The 19,759-nt window shown below is 74.4% G+C and carries 22 protein-coding genes; 13 read left to right on the forward strand and 9 right to left on the reverse strand.

What is annotated here, in order from left to right; genetic code table 11:
- Positions 1–255: 255 nt before the first annotated feature.
- The 4 genes from AMK29_RS18470 to AMK29_RS18485 all read left to right on the forward strand — a co-directional run bounded on the left by AMK29_RS18470 (position 256) and on the right by AMK29_RS18485 (position 5,201).
- The gene (locus AMK29_RS18470; RefSeq protein WP_079196960.1) at positions 256–894 is read left to right on the forward strand and encodes a TetR/AcrR family transcriptional regulator; all 639 of its coding nucleotides are present in this window, start codon (positions 256–258) and stop codon (positions 892–894) included.
- On the forward strand, positions 891–2,309 hold the full coding sequence (locus AMK29_RS18475; RefSeq protein ID WP_073814211.1) for an MFS transporter: 1,419 nt from the start codon (positions 891–893) through the stop codon (positions 2,307–2,309). Before AMK29_RS18470 ends, AMK29_RS18475 begins: the two co-directional genes overlap by 4 nt.
- 1 nt (position 2,310) lies before the next feature.
- Positions 2,311–3,420 (forward strand): PP2C family protein-serine/threonine phosphatase, encoded by a 1,110-nt coding sequence (locus AMK29_RS18480; RefSeq protein WP_073814213.1) that lies wholly within the window; start codon positions 2,311–2,313, stop codon positions 3,418–3,420.
- A 566-nt stretch (positions 3,421–3,986) separates the two neighbouring features.
- A complete protein-coding gene (locus tag AMK29_RS18485) occupies positions 3,987–5,201 on the forward strand; it encodes an alpha/beta hydrolase family protein (protein WP_073814215.1) in 1,215 nt (404 codons plus the stop codon).
- 12 nt (positions 5,202–5,213) lie between these two features.
- Here the strand turns inward: AMK29_RS18485 and AMK29_RS18490 are convergent, their stop codons facing one another.
- The 4 genes from AMK29_RS18490 to AMK29_RS18505 all read right to left on the reverse strand — a co-directional run bounded on the left by AMK29_RS18490 (position 5,214) and on the right by AMK29_RS18505 (position 8,571).
- Complete coding sequence (locus AMK29_RS18490) at positions 5,214–5,798, reverse strand: nucleosidase (protein ID WP_241845485.1); 585 nt, start codon at positions 5,796–5,798, stop codon at positions 5,214–5,216.
- Positions 5,799–5,866: 68 nt separating this feature from the next.
- Positions 5,867–6,076, reverse strand: coding sequence for a DNA-binding protein (locus AMK29_RS18495; protein ID WP_073814219.1), 210 nt, complete (start codon positions 6,074–6,076; stop codon positions 5,867–5,869).
- 204 nt (positions 6,077–6,280) lie between these two features.
- Positions 6,281–7,705, reverse strand: coding sequence for a vWA domain-containing protein (locus tag AMK29_RS18500; RefSeq protein WP_073814221.1), 1,425 nt, complete (start codon positions 7,703–7,705; stop codon positions 6,281–6,283).
- Complete coding sequence (locus tag AMK29_RS18505; RefSeq protein ID WP_073814223.1) at positions 7,702–8,571, reverse strand: AAA family ATPase; 870 nt, start codon at positions 8,569–8,571, stop codon at positions 7,702–7,704. Before AMK29_RS18505 ends, AMK29_RS18500 begins: the two co-directional genes overlap by 4 nt.
- 128 nt (positions 8,572–8,699) lie before the next feature.
- On the opposite strand from AMK29_RS18505, the gene AMK29_RS18510 reads away from it, so the two are divergent.
- On the forward strand, positions 8,700–9,962 hold the full coding sequence (locus AMK29_RS18510; RefSeq protein ID WP_198942276.1) for a PP2C family protein-serine/threonine phosphatase: 1,263 nt from the start codon (positions 8,700–8,702) through the stop codon (positions 9,960–9,962).
- 137 nt (positions 9,963–10,099) lie between these two features.
- A complete protein-coding gene (locus tag AMK29_RS18515; protein ID WP_221743236.1) occupies positions 10,100–10,465 on the forward strand; it encodes a luciferase domain-containing protein in 366 nt (121 codons plus the stop codon).
- Positions 10,466–10,799: 334 nt separating this feature from the next.
- Here AMK29_RS18515 and AMK29_RS18525 read toward each other — a convergent pair whose 3' ends face one another.
- On the reverse strand, positions 10,800–11,600 hold the full coding sequence (locus AMK29_RS18525) for a hypothetical protein (RefSeq protein ID WP_073814227.1): 801 nt from the start codon (positions 11,598–11,600) through the stop codon (positions 10,800–10,802).
- Between the two features lie 114 nt (positions 11,601–11,714).
- On the reverse strand, positions 11,715–12,230 hold the full coding sequence (locus AMK29_RS18530; RefSeq protein ID WP_073814229.1) for a PaaI family thioesterase: 516 nt from the start codon (positions 12,228–12,230) through the stop codon (positions 11,715–11,717).
- Positions 12,231–12,341: 111 nt separating this feature from the next.
- On the opposite strand from AMK29_RS18530, the gene AMK29_RS18535 reads away from it, so the two are divergent.
- Complete coding sequence (locus tag AMK29_RS18535; protein ID WP_073814784.1) at positions 12,342–12,815, forward strand: winged helix-turn-helix transcriptional regulator; 474 nt, start codon at positions 12,342–12,344, stop codon at positions 12,813–12,815.
- Positions 12,816–12,888: 73 nt separating this feature from the next.
- On the forward strand, positions 12,889–13,743 hold the full coding sequence (locus AMK29_RS18540; RefSeq protein WP_073814231.1) for a YhjD/YihY/BrkB family envelope integrity protein: 855 nt from the start codon (positions 12,889–12,891) through the stop codon (positions 13,741–13,743).
- Between the two features lie 2 nt (positions 13,744–13,745).
- On the opposite strand, the gene AMK29_RS18545 is transcribed toward AMK29_RS18540, so the two are convergent.
- Both AMK29_RS18545 and AMK29_RS18550 read right to left on the reverse strand, forming a co-directional pair.
- Positions 13,746–14,573, reverse strand: coding sequence for an ABC transporter permease (locus AMK29_RS18545; RefSeq protein ID WP_073814233.1), 828 nt, complete (start codon positions 14,571–14,573; stop codon positions 13,746–13,748).
- Entirely contained in the window at positions 14,570–15,478 is a 909-nt protein-coding gene (locus tag AMK29_RS18550; RefSeq protein ID WP_073814235.1) for an ATP-binding cassette domain-containing protein, read from the reverse strand. The genes AMK29_RS18545 and AMK29_RS18550 overlap by 4 nt, the downstream gene beginning before the upstream one ends.
- 135 nt (positions 15,479–15,613) lie before the next feature.
- On the opposite strand from AMK29_RS18550, the gene AMK29_RS18555 reads away from it, so the two are divergent.
- From AMK29_RS18555 to AMK29_RS18565, 3 genes are all read left to right on the forward strand, one after another.
- On the forward strand, positions 15,614–16,852 hold the full coding sequence (locus AMK29_RS18555; RefSeq protein ID WP_073814237.1) for a sensor histidine kinase: 1,239 nt from the start codon (positions 15,614–15,616) through the stop codon (positions 16,850–16,852).
- A complete protein-coding gene (locus AMK29_RS18560) occupies positions 16,849–17,529 on the forward strand; it encodes a response regulator (protein ID WP_073814239.1) in 681 nt (226 codons plus the stop codon). Before AMK29_RS18555 ends, AMK29_RS18560 begins: the two co-directional genes overlap by 4 nt.
- A gap of 111 nt (positions 17,530–17,640) precedes the next feature.
- The gene (locus AMK29_RS18565) at positions 17,641–18,132 is read left to right on the forward strand and encodes an NUDIX domain-containing protein (protein ID WP_073814241.1); all 492 of its coding nucleotides are present in this window, start codon (positions 17,641–17,643) and stop codon (positions 18,130–18,132) included.
- 52 nt (positions 18,133–18,184) lie between these two features.
- Here AMK29_RS18565 and AMK29_RS18570 read toward each other — a convergent pair whose 3' ends face one another.
- Positions 18,185–18,706, reverse strand: a complete 522-nt coding sequence (locus tag AMK29_RS18570) for an AMIN-like domain-containing (lipo)protein (protein WP_073814787.1) — start codon at positions 18,704–18,706, stop codon at positions 18,185–18,187.
- Between the two features lie 98 nt (positions 18,707–18,804).
- Here AMK29_RS18570 and AMK29_RS18575 point away from each other — a divergent pair, with 98 nt between their 5' ends.
- Together AMK29_RS18575 and AMK29_RS18580 are read left to right on the forward strand one after the other, a co-directional pair.
- The gene (locus AMK29_RS18575; protein WP_073814243.1) at positions 18,805–19,440 is read left to right on the forward strand and encodes a DUF6629 family protein; all 636 of its coding nucleotides are present in this window, start codon (positions 18,805–18,807) and stop codon (positions 19,438–19,440) included.
- A 7-nt stretch (positions 19,441–19,447) separates the two neighbouring features.
- Positions 19,448–19,663, forward strand: coding sequence for a hypothetical protein (locus AMK29_RS18580; protein ID WP_241845486.1), 216 nt, complete (start codon positions 19,448–19,450; stop codon positions 19,661–19,663).
- Positions 19,664–19,759: the final 96 nt, after the last annotated feature.

The raw sequence follows: 19,759 nt of genomic DNA on the forward strand, positions 1-19,759 counted from the left end.
CGCCTCGGTGGGCGACGGGAGGACCACTCGGCCCGGCATGACGGACCACGCCCGCACGAGCGCGGACGCGGTTGATGCCTGGCCGAAGGTCTCGCCCGCCCGCGTCGGACGCGGACCCGGCCACCGGGAACCCGGGGGTTCCAGTGTGTCGACGACCGGTTCGCAGGGCTACTCCCCTTCGCTGTCCCTCAGTGTAACCGACCGGGGCGCACGGGTGAGTAGACACTGTCTACAAGGCTTTGGTAGACAGTGTCTATGCGTACAGGACCCCAGCAGGGCGAGGCCGACCCTCACGGTGAACAGCAGGGTGAGGGTGAGAGCCGTGGAGGCGGGCTGCGGGCCCGGCTCGTCGAGGCCGGCGTCAAGCTCGTGGACGCCGAAGGCGCCCAGGCCCTCTCGCTGCGCGAGATCGCCCGCCGCGCCGGCGTCTCCCACGGAGCGCCCCGGCGCCACTTCCCCACCCACCTCGACCTCCTGTCGGCCATCGCCCGCCAGGGCTTCGCCGAACTGGCCGCCCGTGTCGCCGCCGACGACCACGAGGCCGCCGCGCCGCGCGAACGGATCGTGCTCCTCGCCCGGGTGTACCTCGACTACGCGGGCACCCGGCGCGGCATGTACGAGCTGATGTTCCGGCACGACCTCCTGGAGAGCGGCCGACTGGGCCTGCGGGAGACGAGCCTGCCGCTCTTCGCCCACCTCAGCGGGCTCGTCGCCCGCGTCCGCCCCGGCGCCGACCCGGTCCTCGTGGCGGGCGCGCTCTGGGCCAACCTCCACGGCATCGCCCAGCTCTGGCACTGGGGCAGCCTCCGGCTCGCGACCGGAAACGACGACCCCGCCCCGCTCCTCGCCGCCGCACTCGACGCCCACCTCGGACCCGCGGAGCCCGCCCCATGACCACCCGCCGAGGTCCGGTCCTCGCGTGCAGCGTCGTCGGCGCCGCAGTCGTCGCGCTCGACGGCACCGTCCTCACCGTCGCCCAGCCCGCCCTCCAGCGCGACCTGCACGCCGGCCTCGACCAGGTCCAGTGGACCAGCACCGGCTATCTGATCGCCGTCGCGAGCCTCCTCGTATGCGCCGGCCGGCTCGGCGACCGCTACGGCCACCACCGGGTCTTCGCCCTCGGCGCCCTCGGCTTCGCCGCCACCTCCACCGGCATCGCCCTCGCTCCCGGCATCGGCGCGGTGATCGTGCTGCGCGTGCTCCAGGGGGTGTGCGGGGCGCTCCTCCAGCCCGCCACCCTCGGTATGCTCCGCACCGCCTTCCCGCCCGAGCGGCTCGGGACCCCGATCGCCGTGCGCACCGCGGCCATCGGGCTCGCGGCCGCCGCCGGACCGCTCGTCGGTGGCGCGCTGGTCTCCGCGTACGGCTGGCGCTCGGTCTTCCTCCTGGGCGTGCCCCCGACCCTCGCGATCGGCCTGCTGGCCCTCGTCACCGCCGAACGGAAGCCTCGACCTCAGGTCGAGCGTCACGCACTCGATCCGCTCGGTGCGCTGCTGCTCGCTGTCGCGCTCGGACTGCTCGTCCACGGCCTCGTCGAAGCGGCGCGTCCCGGAGGCGCGATCACCGGCGCCCTCGTCTGTGCCGGGGCCGTCGCGGCAGCGGTCACGCTCGCCCGGCACGAACGCCGCGCCGCGCGCCCCCTCCTGCCGCCGGAGCTGCTCCGGAGCGCCCCCGTCGTCGCGGGCCTCGCCGTCCTTCTCGCGGCCTCGGCCGCCCTCTTCGGCTCGCTCTTCGTGGCGACGTACTTCCTCCAGGACGTCCAGGGCCTCGACCCCCTCGACTGCGCGCTGCGCGTGCTGCCGCTCGCCGTCCTCATGGTCCTCGGCGCGCCCCTCTGCCCGCCGCTCCAGCGCCGGTTCGGCCCCCGGCGTACGGCGACGGCGGGCGCCGCCCTGCTCACGCTCGGGGTGCTGCTCCTCTCCCGGCTCGACGCGACGGCCGGCGCGGCCTCCGTCGGCACCGCCGCCGCCCTGCTCGGCGCCGGGTTCGTCAGCCTGCTCGTCACGGCGACCTCGGTCGTCGTGCACCGGGCACCCGAGGCCCATGCCGGAGTCGCCGGCGGCCTCCAGCAGACCGCCATGAACGTCGGACCCGCGCTCGGCGTCGCCGTCGCGACGCTGCTGCTCGCCCGGGTCCCGCTCGGCGGATTCGTCCCGGCCGCGGGCGCCGCCCTCCCCGCCCTCGTCGTGATCGCCGCGCTCGCCGTCCCGGCCGCGCTCGCCCTGCCCGGTGGCGGCGCGGACCGGCGGAGGACACGCCCGGGGCCCACGTCACCCCGGCCCGGACGGCGATCCTGCGTACGATCATGAAATGCCCGACGGTCACCGGGGCCGTCCCGGCACAGCGGCCCGCACCCAGTTCCACCTCGGTCGCGCACTGCCCTTCCTGGTCTTGGCCCTGACCATCCTCCTGGATCTGATCACCCCCGACCGGGAGCGTTTCGACCGCCTTCTCGTCGCCGCGCCCGCGCTCGCCGCCGTCACCTGGAGCGTGGCCGGGACGCTCGGCATCGGTCTGCTCGCCATGGTCGCCCGCATGGTGCTCAGCCTGACCCGGGGTGAGGAGCTCGTCCCCGAACTCATCGCCAGTGAGACCGTGCTCGCGCTGGTGACCGCGGGCGCGGCCTGGGCCAGCCACGTCAGGACCCGCTACGAGCGGGACCTGCGGGAGCTCACCGCCGTCGCGGAGGTGGTGCAGCGGGTCGTGCTGCGCCCGCTCCCCGCCCGCCTGGGCCGCTTCGACCTGCACCTGCTGTACGTGGCGGCCGCCGCGAAGGCCAGGATCGGCGGCGACTTCTACGAGGCCGTACGGGTCCCCGGTGCGGTGCGGATCATGCTCGGTGACGTCCAGGGCAAGGGACTCGGCGCCGTCGAGACCGCTTCCGTCCTGCTCGGATCCTTCCGCGCCGCCGTCTACGAGGCCCCCGACCTGGCCACCCTCGCCGACCAGCTCGACGAGGGCCTCGCCCGCTACGGGGCCTGGGACCCGGACTCCGACGCCGCCGAACGCTTCGCCACCGTCGTCCTCGTCGAATTCCCCGACGGCGAGGACACCGCACGGCTCCTCAGCTGCGGACACCCCGCCCCGCTGCTCCAGCACGGGGCCGGCGTCCGGCCCGTGAACTTCGCCGACCCCTCGCTACCCGTCAACCTCGCGGGCCTCGCCGACTCGCGGCACCGGATCGAGCAGGTCCCCTTCGGTCCGGGCGACCGGCTCCTCCTCTACACCGACGGCGTCAGCGAGACCCGCGACCGGGCCGGCACCTTCTACCCGCTCGAACCGCGTATGCGCCGGTGGGCGGCGGAACCGGCCGGGAAGCTGCCGGAACTCCTGCACAAGGACCTCGCCGACTACGGCGCCGACGGTCTCGACGACGATGTCGCCGCCCTCCTCGTGGTCTATCCGCCCGGAGTCCGCTGAGCGGACCGTCCCCCGGGGGCGGGCCGAAGCCTGTCGGACCTGTCCCGGTCGTCACCAAACATCGACCTCGGGGCGGCTTGTGTCGTTCCTGACGGGTCGTGTGACGCGTGCGCTGTTCGTGCGCTCTGTTGCCCCGGCCCCGGATGCGTGAGGCTTGCGACCGTTCGCACCGCGGAGAGGCGCGAACCGTCCTCCTCGGACTGCCGCTCGGCCGACCTCCGGAGCCGGACGGCGGACGGTGCGCGCGTCTGGCCGGGCGCGCGCACCCTCGTCGGCCCGGGTGCTCGCGCCTGGAGAAGGCGCGCGAGGCCCGGGCCCAGGTCGCGGTCGCTGCCGAGCGGGCCCGGATCGCCGGCGAGCCGCACGACGTCCTTACCCGGATCGCCCGCGAGCCGCGCACGACGTCCTCGCCCGGATCGCCGCCGATCCGCACGACGTCCTCGCGCCCCCCGTGTCCGTGCGCCCGTTCCCCATGGCGCACACCGCCCCGCGTCAGCCCACGGTCTGACGGCACATGAGCCCGCAGCAGGACGCGCCGACAGGTCCGCGGTCCCTAGCGTGCTGCCATGACCCGACGCACCAGGGCGGCAGCGGCCGCCCTCCTCGCCTGTTCCCTCGCCTTACCGGTGGCCCTCGCCGCGACGGGCCCCGCCGCGGCCGTCGTCCAGGCGGCCGACGCCACGCCGACCGCGGGCGCGGCCGGGCCCGCGACGCCCCTCGCGCCTGCCGTCACGCGCGCCGTGCTTCCCGCGCCCACCGGGCCGTACTCCGTCGGCAGCACGATCCTGCCGCTCGTCGACCGGTCCCGTACCGACCCGTGGGTCCCCACCGCCGACGGACGCGCGCTCATGGTCACGCTCCACTATCCGGCCGCCCGGCCCGGGGGCGGCCGCCCCGCCGCGTACGCCACCCAGGAGGAGGCGCGGCTGCTCGCCGAGCAGCTGGGGCCCGGAGTGCCGGGCGACGTACTCGCCCGGACGCGCGCCCACAGCAGGACCGACGCGCGGCCCGCGCCCGGCCGCCGCCCCCTGGTGCTGCTCTCGCCGGGCTTCAGCGTCTCCCGCTGGACGCTCACGCATCTCGCCGAGGACCTCGCCTCACGGGGCTATGTCGTCGCCTCCGTCGACCACGCCTACGAGTCGTACGGGATCAGCCTCCCCGACGGCCGCACCCTCACCTGCGTCGCCTGCACCGCCCTCGACGAGGGCGGTGTCCACGGCAGCGTGGTCACCTCGACCCGCGCCGCCGACATGCGCTACGTCCTGGACCGGCTCACCGGTCCCCGGCCCGCCTGGCGGCACGCCGACGTCATCGACGCCCGCCGGATCGGCATGGCGGGCCACTCCATCGGCGGGGCGAGCGCGGCCGCCACGATGGTGGCGGATCCCCGCGTCGGCGCCGGCATCAACATGGACGGGGCCTTCTGGGAGGAGCTGCCGGCGGAGGGACTGCGGGGCCGCCCGTTCCTGATGCTCGGGACGCACGACGACACGCACCTGCCCGGAGGGGCCGACGTCACCTGGGACCGGACGTGGTCCGCGCTCGACGGGTGGAAGCGCTGGATCACGGTGGCCGGCTCGGAGCACTTCACCTTCTCCGACGGCCCCGTGATCACGCGTCACTTCGGCCTGCCGCAGCCCGCGCTGCCCACCGAACGCGCCGTCGCCGTCACCCGGACGTACGTCGCCGCCTTCTTCGACCAGCACCTGCGCGGACTCCCGCGGCCCCTCCTCGACGGCCCGTCCCCGGCGAACCCGGAGGTCCACTTCCAGCACCGCTGACCCCCGGGGGCCTCAGGAGCGGTACGGCGTGTTCGCCTCCGCCCAGTCGGCAAGCGCCCGCGCGCACTCCGCGACCGATTCCCGCCAGGTGCGCGCGGCACCGTCCCCGGCCTCGTCGCTGACGTGCTTCACGATGCGCAGCGGCACCCCGGCGAGCGCGGCGGCGTGCGCGAGGGCGTACCCCTCCATGTCGACGAGGGCCGCCTGCTCGGCGAGCCGGGCGCGGGTGGCCTCGTCCGAGATGAACGTGTCGCCGGTGGCCAGGACCGTGTCACCGCCGGCCGGCAGCGTCAGCGGCGCCCCGTACGACTCGCCCGTGAGCGTGGCGAGCAGCCGGCCGTCGAAGTCGTGCTGCACGACGGTGCCGATGAGGTGCGTCCCGGTCATGCCGGGCCGCAGCGCCCCGGCCGTCCCCAGGTTCACGATCCCGGAAGGCCGCGTGCCCCGGCCGAGAACGCTCGCGAGCGCGGTCGCCGCGTTCACCTTGCCCATGCCGGTCAGCAGCACCGGCAGCTCCGTGTCCAGGAACTGCGCCTCCTCCTTGACCGCGAGGACGAGCAGGGGACGGTCGGCCGTGATCTCTCCCAAGAGTTCCATGGGGGCCACGCTAGTTCGAAGGGTCACCCGCCGTACAACCCGGCCCCGGAGTCGGGGACGGCGGGCGGTCACCGCAGCGACAGACCGCGCTCCGCGAGCGCCTCGCCGAGCACGCGCAGCGCCTTCGGTCCGACGCCGTGCAGCGCGAGGAGCTCGGCTGCGGGCACCCCGGCGAGCTGGTCGAGCCGCGTGTACCCGGCCGCGGCGAGCGCGCGGGTGGCGGGCGCGCCGATGGCGCGGGGGAACTCCGTCTCGGGACGGTCGGATCCGGTCGTCATGAACCGATCGTGCCACGCCCGGGGGAGGCGGTGGCCGGGACCGGGAGCGCGGCCCGGGTGCCCAGGCGGAGCAGGCGCGGCCTGGGAGTGCGCGCCCAGGCGGCGCGGCCTGTGAGCCCATGCTCGGGGAGCGCCCGCCCGACCGCGCCGGTGTCCCGCTCGCCGCACGCACCGGCTGTACGCGTCCCCCGTACGCCCCCGCCCTCAGACCGGCAGCAGGCGGCCGATCAGCGTCCCCAGCTGGCGGGCGTTCCGGCAGGGACGCATCTCGACGAGGCCGGCGTAGGCAGGGGCCACCGAGTCGCCCGTGCCCCACAGCGAGGGCTGCTCGGGGTTGAGCCAGTGGACCCGCCGCGCCCGGTCCGCGATGCGCTTCAGCGCCGCGAGGTTGGGGTCGGAGCCGTTGGTGCGGGCGTCCCCGAGGACGAAGACCACCGTGCGCGGGCCGACGGCCTCCGCGTACCGGTCGGCGAACTCGCCGAGCGCCGTCCCGTAGTCGCTCTGCCCGTGCCAGCCGGTCAGCTCCGCCTCGGCGAGGATCCGCTCGCCGAGACCCGCCGGGTCCGTCGGGCCCCGCGCGATGAGCTCCGTCACCTCGTCCACCCGGTTGACGAAGGCGAACACCCGTACCCGGCTGAACTGGTCGTGCAGGGCCCGCACGAGCAGCATCGTGAACTGCGCGAATCCGGCCACCGACCCCGACACGTCGCACAGCAGGACCAGCTCCGGCCGCCGGGGAGGGCGCCGGCGAAACACCGGGCGCACCGGCACGCCCCCGGTCGACAGCGACCGGCGCAGCGTCCGCCGCAGGTCGATCTCCCCGCGTGCCGCCACCCGCCGCCGGGCCGCGAGCCGGGTGGCAAGTTTCCGCGCCAGCGGCCGTACCGTACGCCGCAGCTCGTCCAGCTGCGCCCGCCCGGCGAGGAGGAAGTCGACGGTGTCGGCCGTCCCGGCGACCGCTCGGCGCGCGACCGAATCCCGCCCCTGCCGCTCGGCGACCCGCCGTCGTGCCTCGGTCCGCACCCGCTCGCGGAAGGCCTCGATCCGCCGCCGGATCTCGTCGTCGAGCAGCCGCTCGGTGAACGCGGGATCCTCCGCGCCGGGGGCCGTCCCCAGCCGTTCCCGTACGCGGGCGAGCAGTGTCTCGGGGCGCACCCGGGAGAGCGTCTGGTACGAGGACCAGCCGTCCGATCCGGGGCCGGTGCCGTAGCCGCCGAAACCGCCCACCGCCTCGGCGGCCAGCCGGTCGAGGGCGGCGCCGTCACCGGCGGTGAGGGCCTCGGCGAGCCGCTCGCGGAGCGAGGCGAGACCGGCCGGGGTGCCGTCGTACTCCTCCGCGGTCCCGGCGCCGCCGAGCGGGAAGTACAGGTCGAAGACGCGGTCGAACACGGGACGCTGCGCCTCCCCGTGCAGCAGGGTCGCCGCGAGTGCCTCCCGTATCCGCTCGCGGTCCGTGAACCCGACCGCGTCGAGGGCCTGCCCGGCGTCCACGGTCTCGCCCGTCCCGATCCCGAACCCGTGGGCGCGCAGCGCCGCCACCAGACCGGTGAGCCGCGCGACCGCCCCCGTCCCGGCCGGGTCCGCCGGGACGGGGGCGGTCGCTGTCCCGGCCGGGTCCGCCGGGCTCACACCGCGTCCAGATCGAGCTTGGCCGCGGCCTGCGTGATGTCCTCCTGGTGCTTGAGGAGGACGCCCAGGGTCTCCCGTACGATCCGCTCGTCCAGGCGGTCCGCGCCGAGCGCGAGCAGGGTCCGGGCCCAGTCGATCGTCTCCGAGACGGACGGCGCCTTGCGCAGGTCCATCGCCCGCAGCGCCCCCACGACCCGTACCACGGACGCGGCGAGCGCGGAGTCGAGACCGGGGACCTTGAGCGTGACGATCCGGCGCTCCAGCTCCTCCTCGGGGAAGCCGATGTGCAGGAAGAGACAGCGCCGGCGCAGCGCCTCCGACAGCTCGCGGCTCGCGTTGGAGGTGAGCACGGTGAACGGCCGACGGCTCGCCCTGATCGTGCCGAGTTCGGGCACGGTGATCTGGAAGTCGCTGAGGACCTCCAGGAGCAGGCCCTCCACCTCGACGTCCGCCTTGTCGGTCTCGTCGATCAGGAGCACGGTCGGCTGGTCCGAGCGGATCGCGGTGAGCAGGGGCCGGGGGAGCAGGAACTCCTCGCCGAAGATGTCCGTCCGGGTCTCGTCCCAGGACTCACCCCGGCCGGCCGTGATCCGCAGCAGCTGCTTGGCGTGGTTCCACTCGTACAGCGCGCGGGACTCGTCGACGCCCTCGTAGCACTGCAGCCGGACCAGACGGGCGCCCGTCACCTCGGTCACGGCCTTGGCGAGCTCCGTCTTGCCGACTCCGGCGGGGCCCTCGACGAGCAGCGGCTTGCCGAGCCGGTCGGCGAGGAAGACGGTGGTGGCGACGGCCGGCGACGCCAGATAGCCGGTCGCGGCGAGCTTTTCCGCGACATCGTCGACGGAGCTGAAGAATCCGGTCGTCATGGCGGTCCCCCCGGGAACGAAGCGTCTACTGGCGAGTAGCCTCTGCTGTACTTGATCAGATCGGGCACCGTCGCACAACCGTCCCGCACGAGGTTCGTGCCGCGCGCGGGGCGCCACCCGCTGGTGCAATGGGGGAGACCGGGTACGCCGCCCGGGAACCGCTCGGCGGTGGAGGTGTCGTGGCGGAGCGGGACGAGGCCCTGGTGGCCAGGGTGCGGGCCATGGAGCGGGCGATCGGTGAGATCGGCACGACGCTCGACGAGACGACCACCTGCCGTGAACTCGCGGCCTTCGCCGCCCGGCATCTGCACGCCTCCACGACGGTCGACCTGACGAGGGAACCCGGCACCCCACGCAGCCAAGTCGCCCACGCGGAACCGCTGCCCGCCGCCGAGGGCCGTACGGCTGCCGCCCACGCGGATTCGCGGCCCGCCACCGAGGGTCGTACCGCCACCGCTCACGCGGATTCGCGGCCCGCCACTGAAGGCCGTACCCCCGCCGCCCCCACCCATCGCCTCTCCGCCCCCCTCGCCGTTCACGACGAGGAGCCCCTCGGGGCTGTCACCGTCACCCGGGACGGCGGTGCGCCCTTCTCCGCCGACGAGGAGGCGCTGCTCCGCCATGTCGCCCGGCTCGCGGCGCGGCACCTCGGTCATGCCCGGCGTCTCGCGGCCACCGAGGACACCGCGCTCCACCTCCAGCGTGCGCTCGTCGCCGAACCCGGCCGGCCGCACCCCAACCTGGAGGTCGCCGGCGGCTACCTGCCCGCCGGGCCCCGCGCCCTGGTGGGCGGCGACTGGTTCGAGACCGTACGGCTCCACTTCGGCCGCAGCCTGCTCGTCGTCGGCGACGTCATGGGCCACGGCCTGGACGCGGCCGTCGACATGAACGCCTACCGGACCGCACTCCGCGAGGTCGCCGCGACCGACCTGCCCCCGCACCGGGTGCTGCGCCACCTCGACTCCGTGGTCGCCGAGAACGACGCCCGGCGCCCCGCCACCTGCCTGCTCGTCCGGGTCGACCCGGCCCGCGGCACCGCGACCTTCGCCAGCGCGGGGCACCTGCCGCCCGCCGTGTTCGCCGCGGACGGCTCGGCGGAACTCGTCGACCTCCCGGTCGGCCCGCCCCTGGGCACCGGCGTGGGAGGCTACGAACCGACCACCCGACCCCTCACCCCCGCCGAGACCCTGCTGATCTTCACCGACGGACTCGTCGAACGGCGCGGTGAGGACATCGACGTGTCGCTGGCCCGCCTCGCGGCCGTGCGGCTCCCCCCGGACTCCGGCCCCCGCCAGGTCGTCGACGAGGTCCTCCGCCGCCTCGGCGCCCACGGCGCGGAGGACGACGTGGCCGTCCTCGCGGCGCGCATCCGCGCTCGCGCACCACAGTGACACGGAGTCACCTCCTCCCCACGGTGCGCCGTGACACAGGGTCACCCCGTGCCTGTCAGGGCCCTGTTTCGCACCTGGGCCGGATTCTTCCGGCAGGACGCTTGTGCGCGGCCGCCGGGCCCGGCACGCTCCTCCGTATGAACACGGCCAGGCATGCCAGTGAACGTCTGATGAGCTGGCCCTCGCTGACCCCCGGCCGCGCCCACTGCGGCGCCGAGGTCGGACTGGGCACCGCGACACAGGAGATCGTGCATTTCCACGGCGAACACGAGGCGGACGTCCATCTCACCCGCGCCATGATCGCGAAGCTGCGCCCGGCCCTCCTCGGGTCGAGCGCCGTCCGTCTCCGGGCCGGCTCGGGATGGGTGACCGTCCGGCTGGACATGGGCTCGGACATCGACCTGCTCGCCACGCTGGTGAGCGCCGCCCTCCAGGCCAGCGGCCTCCCCGACGCCACTCCGGACGGCTGCACCCGCACCCTGCCGATCCCGGGGTGCCGTTGACCCGGGGCACGCAGAAGCGGCCGCCCGGACCCGTCCGGTCGATCACCCAGGCGGCTCCGTAGGCAGGGTGCGCAGTTCCGCTGCGGGATCGGACAGGGCATACGTGCGCAGGACGAGTTCCAGCATCACCGCGTCGAACTCCGCCCCGAAATTCGGATACCGGTCGGGGTCCCGCTCTGCCTCGGCCCGGACGATTCGCCACCCGCCCTCGGATGCCTCCACGGGACCGGACTCGACCCGGTAGACGTAGCGGACTGCCAGTTCCGGGCCTGTTCCTTCGGGTTCGGCGAGGACGAGCTGACGGAAGGGGTCAGGCCTCGACCGTCGCCGCCGGTCAGGTGCGCTTCTCCGAGATGGTGCGGAACCGCAGGGCGGCCTCGGCGGCCTCGGGCAGAGTCTTCTCGTCCGCCAGCAGCACGTTGCCCCATGTGCCGGAGTCGGTCCACGCGCACACGACAGGGCGTCCGGTGCTCGACGCCAGGAAGCCGCAGCTCAACCGGCCGCCCCAGGGGCCGGCCTCGAAGGCGGTGACCTCGGTCGCCCGCGCTCCGGCGAAGAAGTCGCGCAGCTCCTGCGTCATGGTGTCCGAGCGCTTCGCCTCGGCCAGCTCCTCGTCCCATTCGACGGCGTTGATCTGCAGCACGGCGCCCATCGGGCCCGCACCGGGACCGTCGTAGAACCAGCGCTTGCCCGATGCCGACTTCCCGGACATCAGTTGCTCGTACTCGGCCGCCTCCGCGCCGGTGAGCAGCCGGTACGCGCCGACGTGCGGGGCCGCGTCGATGACGCGCCCGGGTGCCGACGGCGCCGCGGCGACCGAAGGAGCCACGGCTGTGGGCTCCTGGACGACGGGAGCCGCGGAGGCGGCAGGCGGCTCCCCCTCGTACGTGACCGCTCGCACCAGACCCGCGGCGGCAACGGCCAGCAGTACGCCGCGGATGATGTTGCCGCGGCGTATGGCGAGGGTCACGGCTCGCTCGGCGTCGCCCACGGCACTGGTCGGCACGGGGCCGCGGCGCCAGGCCCGGGTGGTGAACCAGACGACGGCCATGGCCACGGCGGTGACGAGGAGCGTCCCCAGCGCCTGGCCCTCGGCGAAGCCCTGCGAAGTGGGGTCGACGGACAACGTGATCATGCCGGGATCGTAGTCGTCTTCGTATGCGTGTTCGCATCGCGGCACCGTCACGATCGCGCATCGAAGGACCGGTCCCGATCCACGCGGGCCGCACCCGAGATCGGCCGGACAGTTCTACGCGCGCGTGGCGCCCGAGCCCTCCGCCGGTACGGGGAACAGCATGCACGTGCTGGTGGCGTGGGCGAGGAGTCTGTCCTCGGCGTCGTACAGGGCGGCCTCCGCGAGCGCGGTCCTGCGGCCCCGTGACAGCACCGTGCCGATCGCGCGCACCTTGCCGGTCGCCGTCGTGAGCGGCCGGAGGAAGCGGGTCGACAGATCGAGCGAGGTGTACGCCGTGCCCTGCGGGAGCGTCGAGTGCACCGCGCAGCCGGCCGCCGAGTCGAGGAGCGTGGCGTAGACGCCGCCGTGCACGCTGCCGATCGGGTTGTAGTGCTCCTCGCCCGGTTCGAGGACGAACACCGCCCGCCCGTCCTCGACCTCTTCGAGGGAGAAGCCGATCAGCGCGGCGATCGGAGGGCCGGGCAGTCGTCCGGCGACCATCTCCCGCAGGAAGTCGAGCCCCGCCATCGTCCCCGCGGCCCGCGCGGTGGCCCCGGCGTCCTCCCACTCGACCGTTCGCGACCGCCCCATGACCCTCTCCGCCCGCCGAGGCCGGCTGGCTCCCAGCTGGCTCTGTACGGCGAAGCTAGCTTCCGCCGCAGCTGACTGTCAACGACGTAGTCAGGTGGCTAGAGTGTGACGATGAAGTGGCTGGAGACGGACACGGAGAACTGCCCGGTCCGCCGCACCCTGGACGTGGTCGGCGAGAAGTGGACCCTGCTGATCCTGCGGGACGCCCTCAACGGCGTCCGCCGCTACGACGAGTTCCGCCGGCACCTCGGGCTCTCCGAGGCCGTCCTCGCCGACCGCCTCCGCAAGCTCGTCACCGCCGGCGTCCTGCGTGCGGAGCCCTATCGCGACCCCGGCTCCCGCACCCGGTACGAGTACCGGCTCACCCGCAAGGGCGTCGACCTCTGGCCCGTCCTCCTCGCCCTCAAGCAGTGGGGTGACCTCCACGCCGCGGAGCCCGAGGGGCCCGTGCTCGACATCCGGCACACCGGCTGCGGCGCCCCCGTCCGGGTCGTCGTCCAGTGCGAGGGCGACGAGCGGGCCACCCTCGCGGCCCGCGACGTCACCGTCCGGCCCGGACCGGGCGCCCGCCCCCTCCGTCCCTGAGCCGGAGGTCTCCGGCACCCGTTCGGCCGCACCCCTGAGAGGTCCCCCCGCCCGGCCGGGTACCTCACGAGGCATGCCCCTCACACCCGGTCCGCCGCGCGACGACGAACACGGCCACTGGTTCCGGCGACTCCACACCCGGCTCATCGGCTCGTCCATCGCACTCGCCTGGAACCGCGGCCGGGCCATGGAACTCATGCACCGTGCCATGGGCTTCGCGGCGCTCAGCCTGCTCACCCTCGTCCCGCTCCTCATCGTCGTCGCCGCCGCCGACCTCGCGAGCGGCCAGGGCTTCGCCCGCTGGCTCGTCCAGGGCCTCGGCGTCTCCGAGGTCTCCCAGGAGGAGGTCGAGCGGCTCTTCGGCCAGCCGGGACAGGCCCTGCAACGCACCACCGCCTTCGGCCTCACCGCCCTCGCCGCCTTCGGCGTCACCTTCGGATCCGCCGTACAGACCGGGTACGAACGGGTCTGGGACCTCCCCACCGCCCGCTGGCACACCATGTGGCGGCACGTCGTCTGGCTCGCCGTCCTCGTCGCCTCCCTCCTCCTCTTCGTCGCCGGCGCGGCACCCGCCGACTCCTCGGCCGTGACCACCACGCTCACCGCCCTCGCCGACCTCCTCGGCACCTTCGTCTTCTTCTGGTGGTCCCAGCGCTTCCTGCTCTGCGGCCGCATCCGCTGGCGCGCCCTCGTCCCCGGAGCCGCCCTCACGGCGCTCGGCCTCCTCGGGCTGCGGGTCTTCTCCCAGCTCGTGTTCTCCCCGCTGATCGCCTCGAACGCGGTGACGTACGGCCAGTTCGGCACCGTCCTCGTCCTCCAGTCCTGGCTCGTCGGCGTCGGCTTCGTCGTGTACGGAGGCGCCCTCGTCGGCCGCCTCGTCCACGAACACCTCCTGCGGCGCCGCTTCGCCCGGCCCGACCGCACCTGACCTCACTGGTCGCGGTGCCGCACCGCCACCACCGCGACCGCCCCCGCGCCCAGAGCCCACAGCGCGTAGACCAGCCAGGCGCCCCCGGCCGTCCACGGGTACGGCTCCACGGCGGCCGGCCCCACCCCCACCAGGCGCTGCCACGCGTGCAGCGGCGTCGCGTGGGCGAGGACCGCGGTGAGGTGCCGGCGGTCGCCGAGGACCGAGGGCAGCAGCAGAAGCAGCACCACCGAGCCGACGACCGACACCGCGCTGTGCCGCAGGAGCGCGCCGAGCGCCGCTCCTGCCAGCGCGCAGACCGGCGCGAGCAGCGCGGACGCCACGACGATCCGCAGGGCCCCGGGGTGCGTGATCGGCAGCCCCGCGCCCCGCTCCGCGAGCACCGCCTGCGTCGACCAGAACGACACCCCGGCGACGACCGCCCCGAACCCGCTCTGCACACCCGCCACGACCAGCAGCTTCGCCGCCATCAGCGAGCCCCGCGCCGGCACCGCCGCGAACGTCGTGCGGACGAGACCGCTGCTGTACTCGCCGACCACCGCGACCGCCCCCATCGCGGCGGCGCAGAGGATCAGGACCATCGACGCGTTCCCCGTGAACGCGTCCATCAGCGCCATCTCGTTCCGCACGAACCCGGCCCGGCCCTCCGCGTCGTACTGGAACCAGTAGCGGTAGTGGTCCCACGCGGTGCCGACGTTGAAGGCGACCACGGCCAGGGCTCCGAGGAGCAACGACCAGGCAGTCGACCGCAGCGACCACAGCTTCAGCCACTCCGACGCGATCAGGTCCAGGAAGCGTGCGCGGGGCTCCGTCAGGGTGAGAGTCGTCATCGGGCTTCTCCCGCCAGGTACTCGACACTTTCGGCGGTCAGTGCCATGAAGGCCTCCTCGAGCGAGGCGGTGCGGGTGGTCAGCTGCTCCAGGGCCACCCGGTGCTCCAGGGCGAGTGCTCCGATCCGGGCGGCCGGGAGCCCCGTCACCGTCAGCAGACCTGACTCCTCCCGGACCTCCGCGCCCTCCGTGAGCAGCAGCGCCGAGAGACCCGCCCGGTCGGGCGTCCCCACGGTCACGGTCGGGCGGATGCCGCGCGCGGCGAAGTCCGTCAGGCTCTCCGCCGCGATGAGCGAGCCCCGGCCGACGACGACGAGTGCGTCGGCGGTGTGCTCCATCTCGCTCATCAGATGGCTGGAGACGAACACGGTGCGGCCCTCGGCCGCGAGGCGCCGGAACAACCCCCGTACCCACTTCACGCCCTCCGGGTCGAGGCCGTTGAGCGGCTCGTCGAACAGCAGCACGGGCGGGTCACCGAGCAACGCGCCCGCGATGCCGAGCCGCTGCCGCATCCCCAGCGAATAGCCGCCGACCCGGCGCCGGGCCGCGGCGGCGAGGCCCACCTCCTCCAGGACCTCGTCCACCCGTGAGAGCGGGATGCGGTTGCCGCGTGCCAGCACCGCGAGATGCGCCCGAGCGGTCCGGCCGCCCTGCACGTCACCGGCGTCGAGGAGCGCTCCGACGTGCCGCAGGCCGCGCGCCCGGTCCTGGAACGGTCGTCCGTCGACCGTGACCGACCCGCTCGTCGGCCTGTGCAGCCCCAGGATCATCCGCAGCGTGGTGCTCTTGCCCGCCCCGTTCGGACCGAGGAACCCGGTCACGAGCCCCGGCCGGACCGTGAAGCAGAGTGAGTCGACGGCGGTCGTGGCGCCGTAGCGCTTGGTGAGTTCGTCCACTTCGATCATGGGGACAACCGTGCCGTCCGGCCCCTGCCCCGGGCATCGGACCAGCGCGGACAATCGGCGGCACCCAGGGTCACCCCAGGTCGTACACCCCTGGTCCGATGACCCGGACGAGAAACGCCCCCTACGATCACGCTCATGTCCGCCACGCCGTCAGCGCCGTTCCTCAAGAGGGCCACCCCGGGCGGCTGGGCCGCGCTCGCCTGGCTCGCGGGCCTCCTCTTCACCGCCCTCCTGCGCGTCCGGCTGCCCGGACAGGAGACGGCGGACGTCCTGGCCGGCGTGGTCTTCCTCCGCTGGGACGGCCTCACGATGCTGGCCGTCGCCACCGCCCTCGCCCTGCGCGGCAGCGTGCTCCTGACCCGGCGTCCGACCGCCGCCCTCCGGTACCTCCTCGCCGCGGCGGTCGTCGCCAGCACCCCGCTCAGCGTCACCGCCATCCCCTTCGCCCAGTACCTCGCCGTCGACGTCGCCCTGTACGTGGTCGCCGCCGCCCGGCCGCCCCGCGAGGCCCTCCGGGCGCTGCTGCTCGCACTCGGCGTCCTCGTCGGCTATCTGACGATCCGGCTGCTCGCGGGCTGGAGCGTCGGCACCACCAGTGGCCTGGCCGTCGGCCTCATCGCCGCCGTCGCCTGGCTCCTCGGCCGCTCCGATGGGCAGACCCGGAGGTACGCCGAGCGGTCCCGCGCCCAGGCCGCCGAGCAGGCCGTCATCGCCGAACGGCTCCGCATCGCCCGCGAGATGCACGACACGGTGGCCCACAGCATCGGCATCGTCGCCCTCCAGGCGGGAGCGGCCCGGCGCGTCATGGAGACCCAGCCGGAACAGGTCCGACAGGCCCTCACCGAGATCGAGACGGCGAGCCGCGAGACCCTGGCCGGGCTGCGCCGGATGCTCGGGGCACTGCGCACCGACGAGCCGGGCGCCCCCCTAGCGCGCCCCGCCGGCGCCGGCCTCCCCGAGATGCCCGGCCTCGCCGCGCTCGACCGGCTCGTGGAGAGCACCGCGGCGGCCGGCGTCCGTGTCGCCGTCCACCGCGTCGGAGCGCCCCGCACCCTGCCGCCGGACATCGACCTCTCCGCCTTCCGCGTCGTCCAGGAGTCCGTCACCAACGTCGTACGGCACTCGGGCGCCGACGCCTGCACGGTCACCGTCGACCAGCGCGACCCCGACACCGTCGTCGTCACCGTCGAGGACCGCGGCCCCGTCCCCGGCCGGGACCCGGCGCGCACCGGAGGCGGGTCGGGGTACGGCCTCGCCGGGATGCGGGAGCGGGTCGCCCTGCTGCACGGAGAATTCGCCGCGGCCCCCCGCCCCGGCGGCGGCTTCCGCGTCACCGCCCGCCTCCCCCTTCCCTCAGGAGTCACCGCCCGATGAGCGAGACCACCACCGAGCGGCCCGTCCGGGTCGTCCTCGCCGACGACCAGCCTCTGGTGCGCACGGCGCTCCGCATGGTCATCACCGACACCGAGGACCTCGTCGTCGCGGGCGAGGCGGCGAACGGATCCGAAGCCGTCCGCCTCGTCGAGGAGACCGGCGCCGACGTCGTCGTCATGGACCTGCGCATGCCCGGGACGGACGGCATCGAGGCGACCCGCCTCATCACCACAGGGCCCACCGGCGCGCGGGTCGTCGTCCTCACCACCTTCGACGACGACGACCACGTGTACGGGGCGCTGCACGCGGGCGCGTCCGGGTTCCTGGTGAAGGACATGGCCCTGGACGACATCCTGGCCGCCGTCCGGGTGGTGGCGTCCGGTGACGCCCTCATCGCCCCCAGCGTCACCCGGCGTCTCATCAAGGAGTTCACCGACCGGCCCAAGCCCGCCCCCGCCGCGCCGGGACGCCGGGCCGAGGGGATCACGGACCGCGAGCGCGAGGTCCTCACCCTGGTCGGCCGAGGCCTCTCCAACACGGAGGTCGCCGCCGAACTGCACATCAGCGTCGCCACCGCCAAGACCTATGTCACGCGGCTGCTCGCCAAGCTGGACGCCCGCGACCGGGTGCAGCTGGTGATCATCGCGTACGAGGCGGGGCTGGTCTCAGCGGCCTGACCGGGCCGTCGCGGTCACACGATCCGGTGATCGCCCGGCGAGCGGCCGGGCGGGCGCGCGGGGCCCGCTTGGATGAGGGCGAACCATCGGTCCGTCGAGAGAGAGCCGCCCATGGCGAACATCTGGCTGCCGCCCGTCGAGTACGTGGCGACCCTGCCGAGAGCGACGGCGTACGCCTGCCTCTACTTCACCGACACGGCAGGCCGCCCCTTCCAGCTGCGCGCCACCTACCGCGCCGAGTGGCAGTGGCCCGGCGGCAACATGGACCCGGGGGAGACCCCCTGGGAGACGGCGGTCCGCGAGTGCCACGAGGAGACCGGTCTCGTCTTCACCGGCGAACCACGGCTGCTCGGCACGCACTTCGTCACCGACCGGGGCCAGGAGTGGCCCGCCAACCACATCGGCTTCATCTTCGACGGCGGAGAGTTGACGGACGAGCAGATCGCCGCCGTCGTCCTCGACCCGGAGGAGCACAGCGAGTACAGGCTGCGCACTCTGGACGAGTGGGAGCGGGAGATGGACCCGGGGGAGTTCAGCCGCCTCGCCGGGGTCGACGGCGCCCGCAGGACCGGTGTACCGGTGTACGTGGACACCGGTCCCTGAAGGGCCGGCCGAGGGGGCGGGACCGTCCGTGGGGCGGCCCCGCCCGGACGGGTCAGGCACGGCAGCCGACGGGGTGGGCGATGTCGACGACGAAGCGCTCCGGGCCGTGCAGCCGGAAGGCCTTGTGGACGGGCTTGGTGTCGAAGGCGGCACCGACGGTGACCACGCCCTCGAAGTCACCGGTGAGCGCGACTCCCTTGAGCACGGGCAGATGGATCTTCAGCAGCCGGGGGCCCTGGTAGACGGACCGCCCGGCGTCGTCGTGGGCGGCGGCGGGGGAGAGTCTGATCTCCAGGAAGTACTTCCCCGCGAGCGGGACCTTCTGCCCCGAGCCGTCCTGATGGAGCGCCGAGACCTGGCGCACGGTGACCGAGGGCACGGCACCCCGTGTGTCGATCACGAGCCGGTCGAAGGTCGCGTGGCCGCCCCAGCGGGCGTTGACGACCAGGGCCGTGCCCTGGGCCGTCGTGCTCCGGGGCGGGGTGGTCGTGGCGTCCGCCGGGATCGTGGCGCCGATGCCGGCGATCGAGAGGATTCCCGCGGCGACGGCCGCGAGGGTGTGACGGTGATGCATGACGTCCCCCATCTCTCCTGCTCGGGGACAGTGGTGTCACTTGCAGAGACATCCACCACAACCGTACGGTTCCACCTGATATGGGGTAAAAGTGCGCTATGTGCTGGAGTGCGACGGCCGACCTCTGGGCCGGCCTCGGGATCGGCGCCGTCGGCGTGGCCTGCCTCGCCTCCGTACGCCGTCCGGGAGACGCGTTGCTCGCCGCCCTGCCCCTGCTCCTCGGCGCCCACCAGATCGTCGAGGCCGCCGTCTGGCGCGCCGGAGGCGGAGCCGGGACCGCCACCCTCGCCTGGGCGGTGATCGCCCTCCCCCTGCTGCCCCTGTGGGTGCCCGCCGGCGCCCTCGCCGCCGCCCGCCCCGCCGACCGGCCCCGTCTGTCCGCCCCGCTCGCCGTGGGAACCGTCACCGCCGCGTTCCTCGCGTACCGCCTCGCCACCCGCCCCGTCACGGCCGAGGTCCGGGGGCACACCCTCGGCTACGCCGTCGACCTGCCGTACGCGCCCCTCGTCCTCGCCGGGTATCTCGCCGCCACCGTCGGCGCGTTGCTCCTCGCCCGCGACCGGCTCCTCCGGCTCCTCGGCCTGGTCACCGGGGCCGGGGCGGCCGTCTGCGCCCTGCTGTGGAGCACCGAGTTCCTCTCCACCTGGTGCGCCCTCGCCGCCGTCGCCTCGCTGCTGCTCCTGGTCTGGATCCGGCGGCGACCGACCGTAACTCATCGGCCTCTCAGTAGTTGACCCGGTCATGAAGAAGCGCAGCATGCTCGCCATCGCCTCCCTCGCCGCAGGCGTCGTCACCGCCCTCGTCACCCCTCCGCCGCAGGCCAGCGCGGCCGAGAGCCCCCTGGGCGGCGCCACCGGCCTCCTCCAGGAGGACCAGGGCGTCGACACCGTCCTCCACGACACCGTCCAGGGCGCCGAAGGCGCCCTCCCGGCACCCGGATCCGGCGGGCTGCTCTGACCCACCGCGACACGCGGACACGGTGCCCCGCGCCCCCACGGGCCGCGGGGCACCGGCGCGCCGTGACCCGAGAGGCGGCGGCCCGTGCGCGTGCGG

It is taken from the genome of Streptomyces sp. CB02261 (assembly GCF_001905665.1).
In the GTDB taxonomy this organism is placed as follows: Bacteria; Actinomycetota; Actinomycetes; order Streptomycetales; family Streptomycetaceae; genus Streptomyces.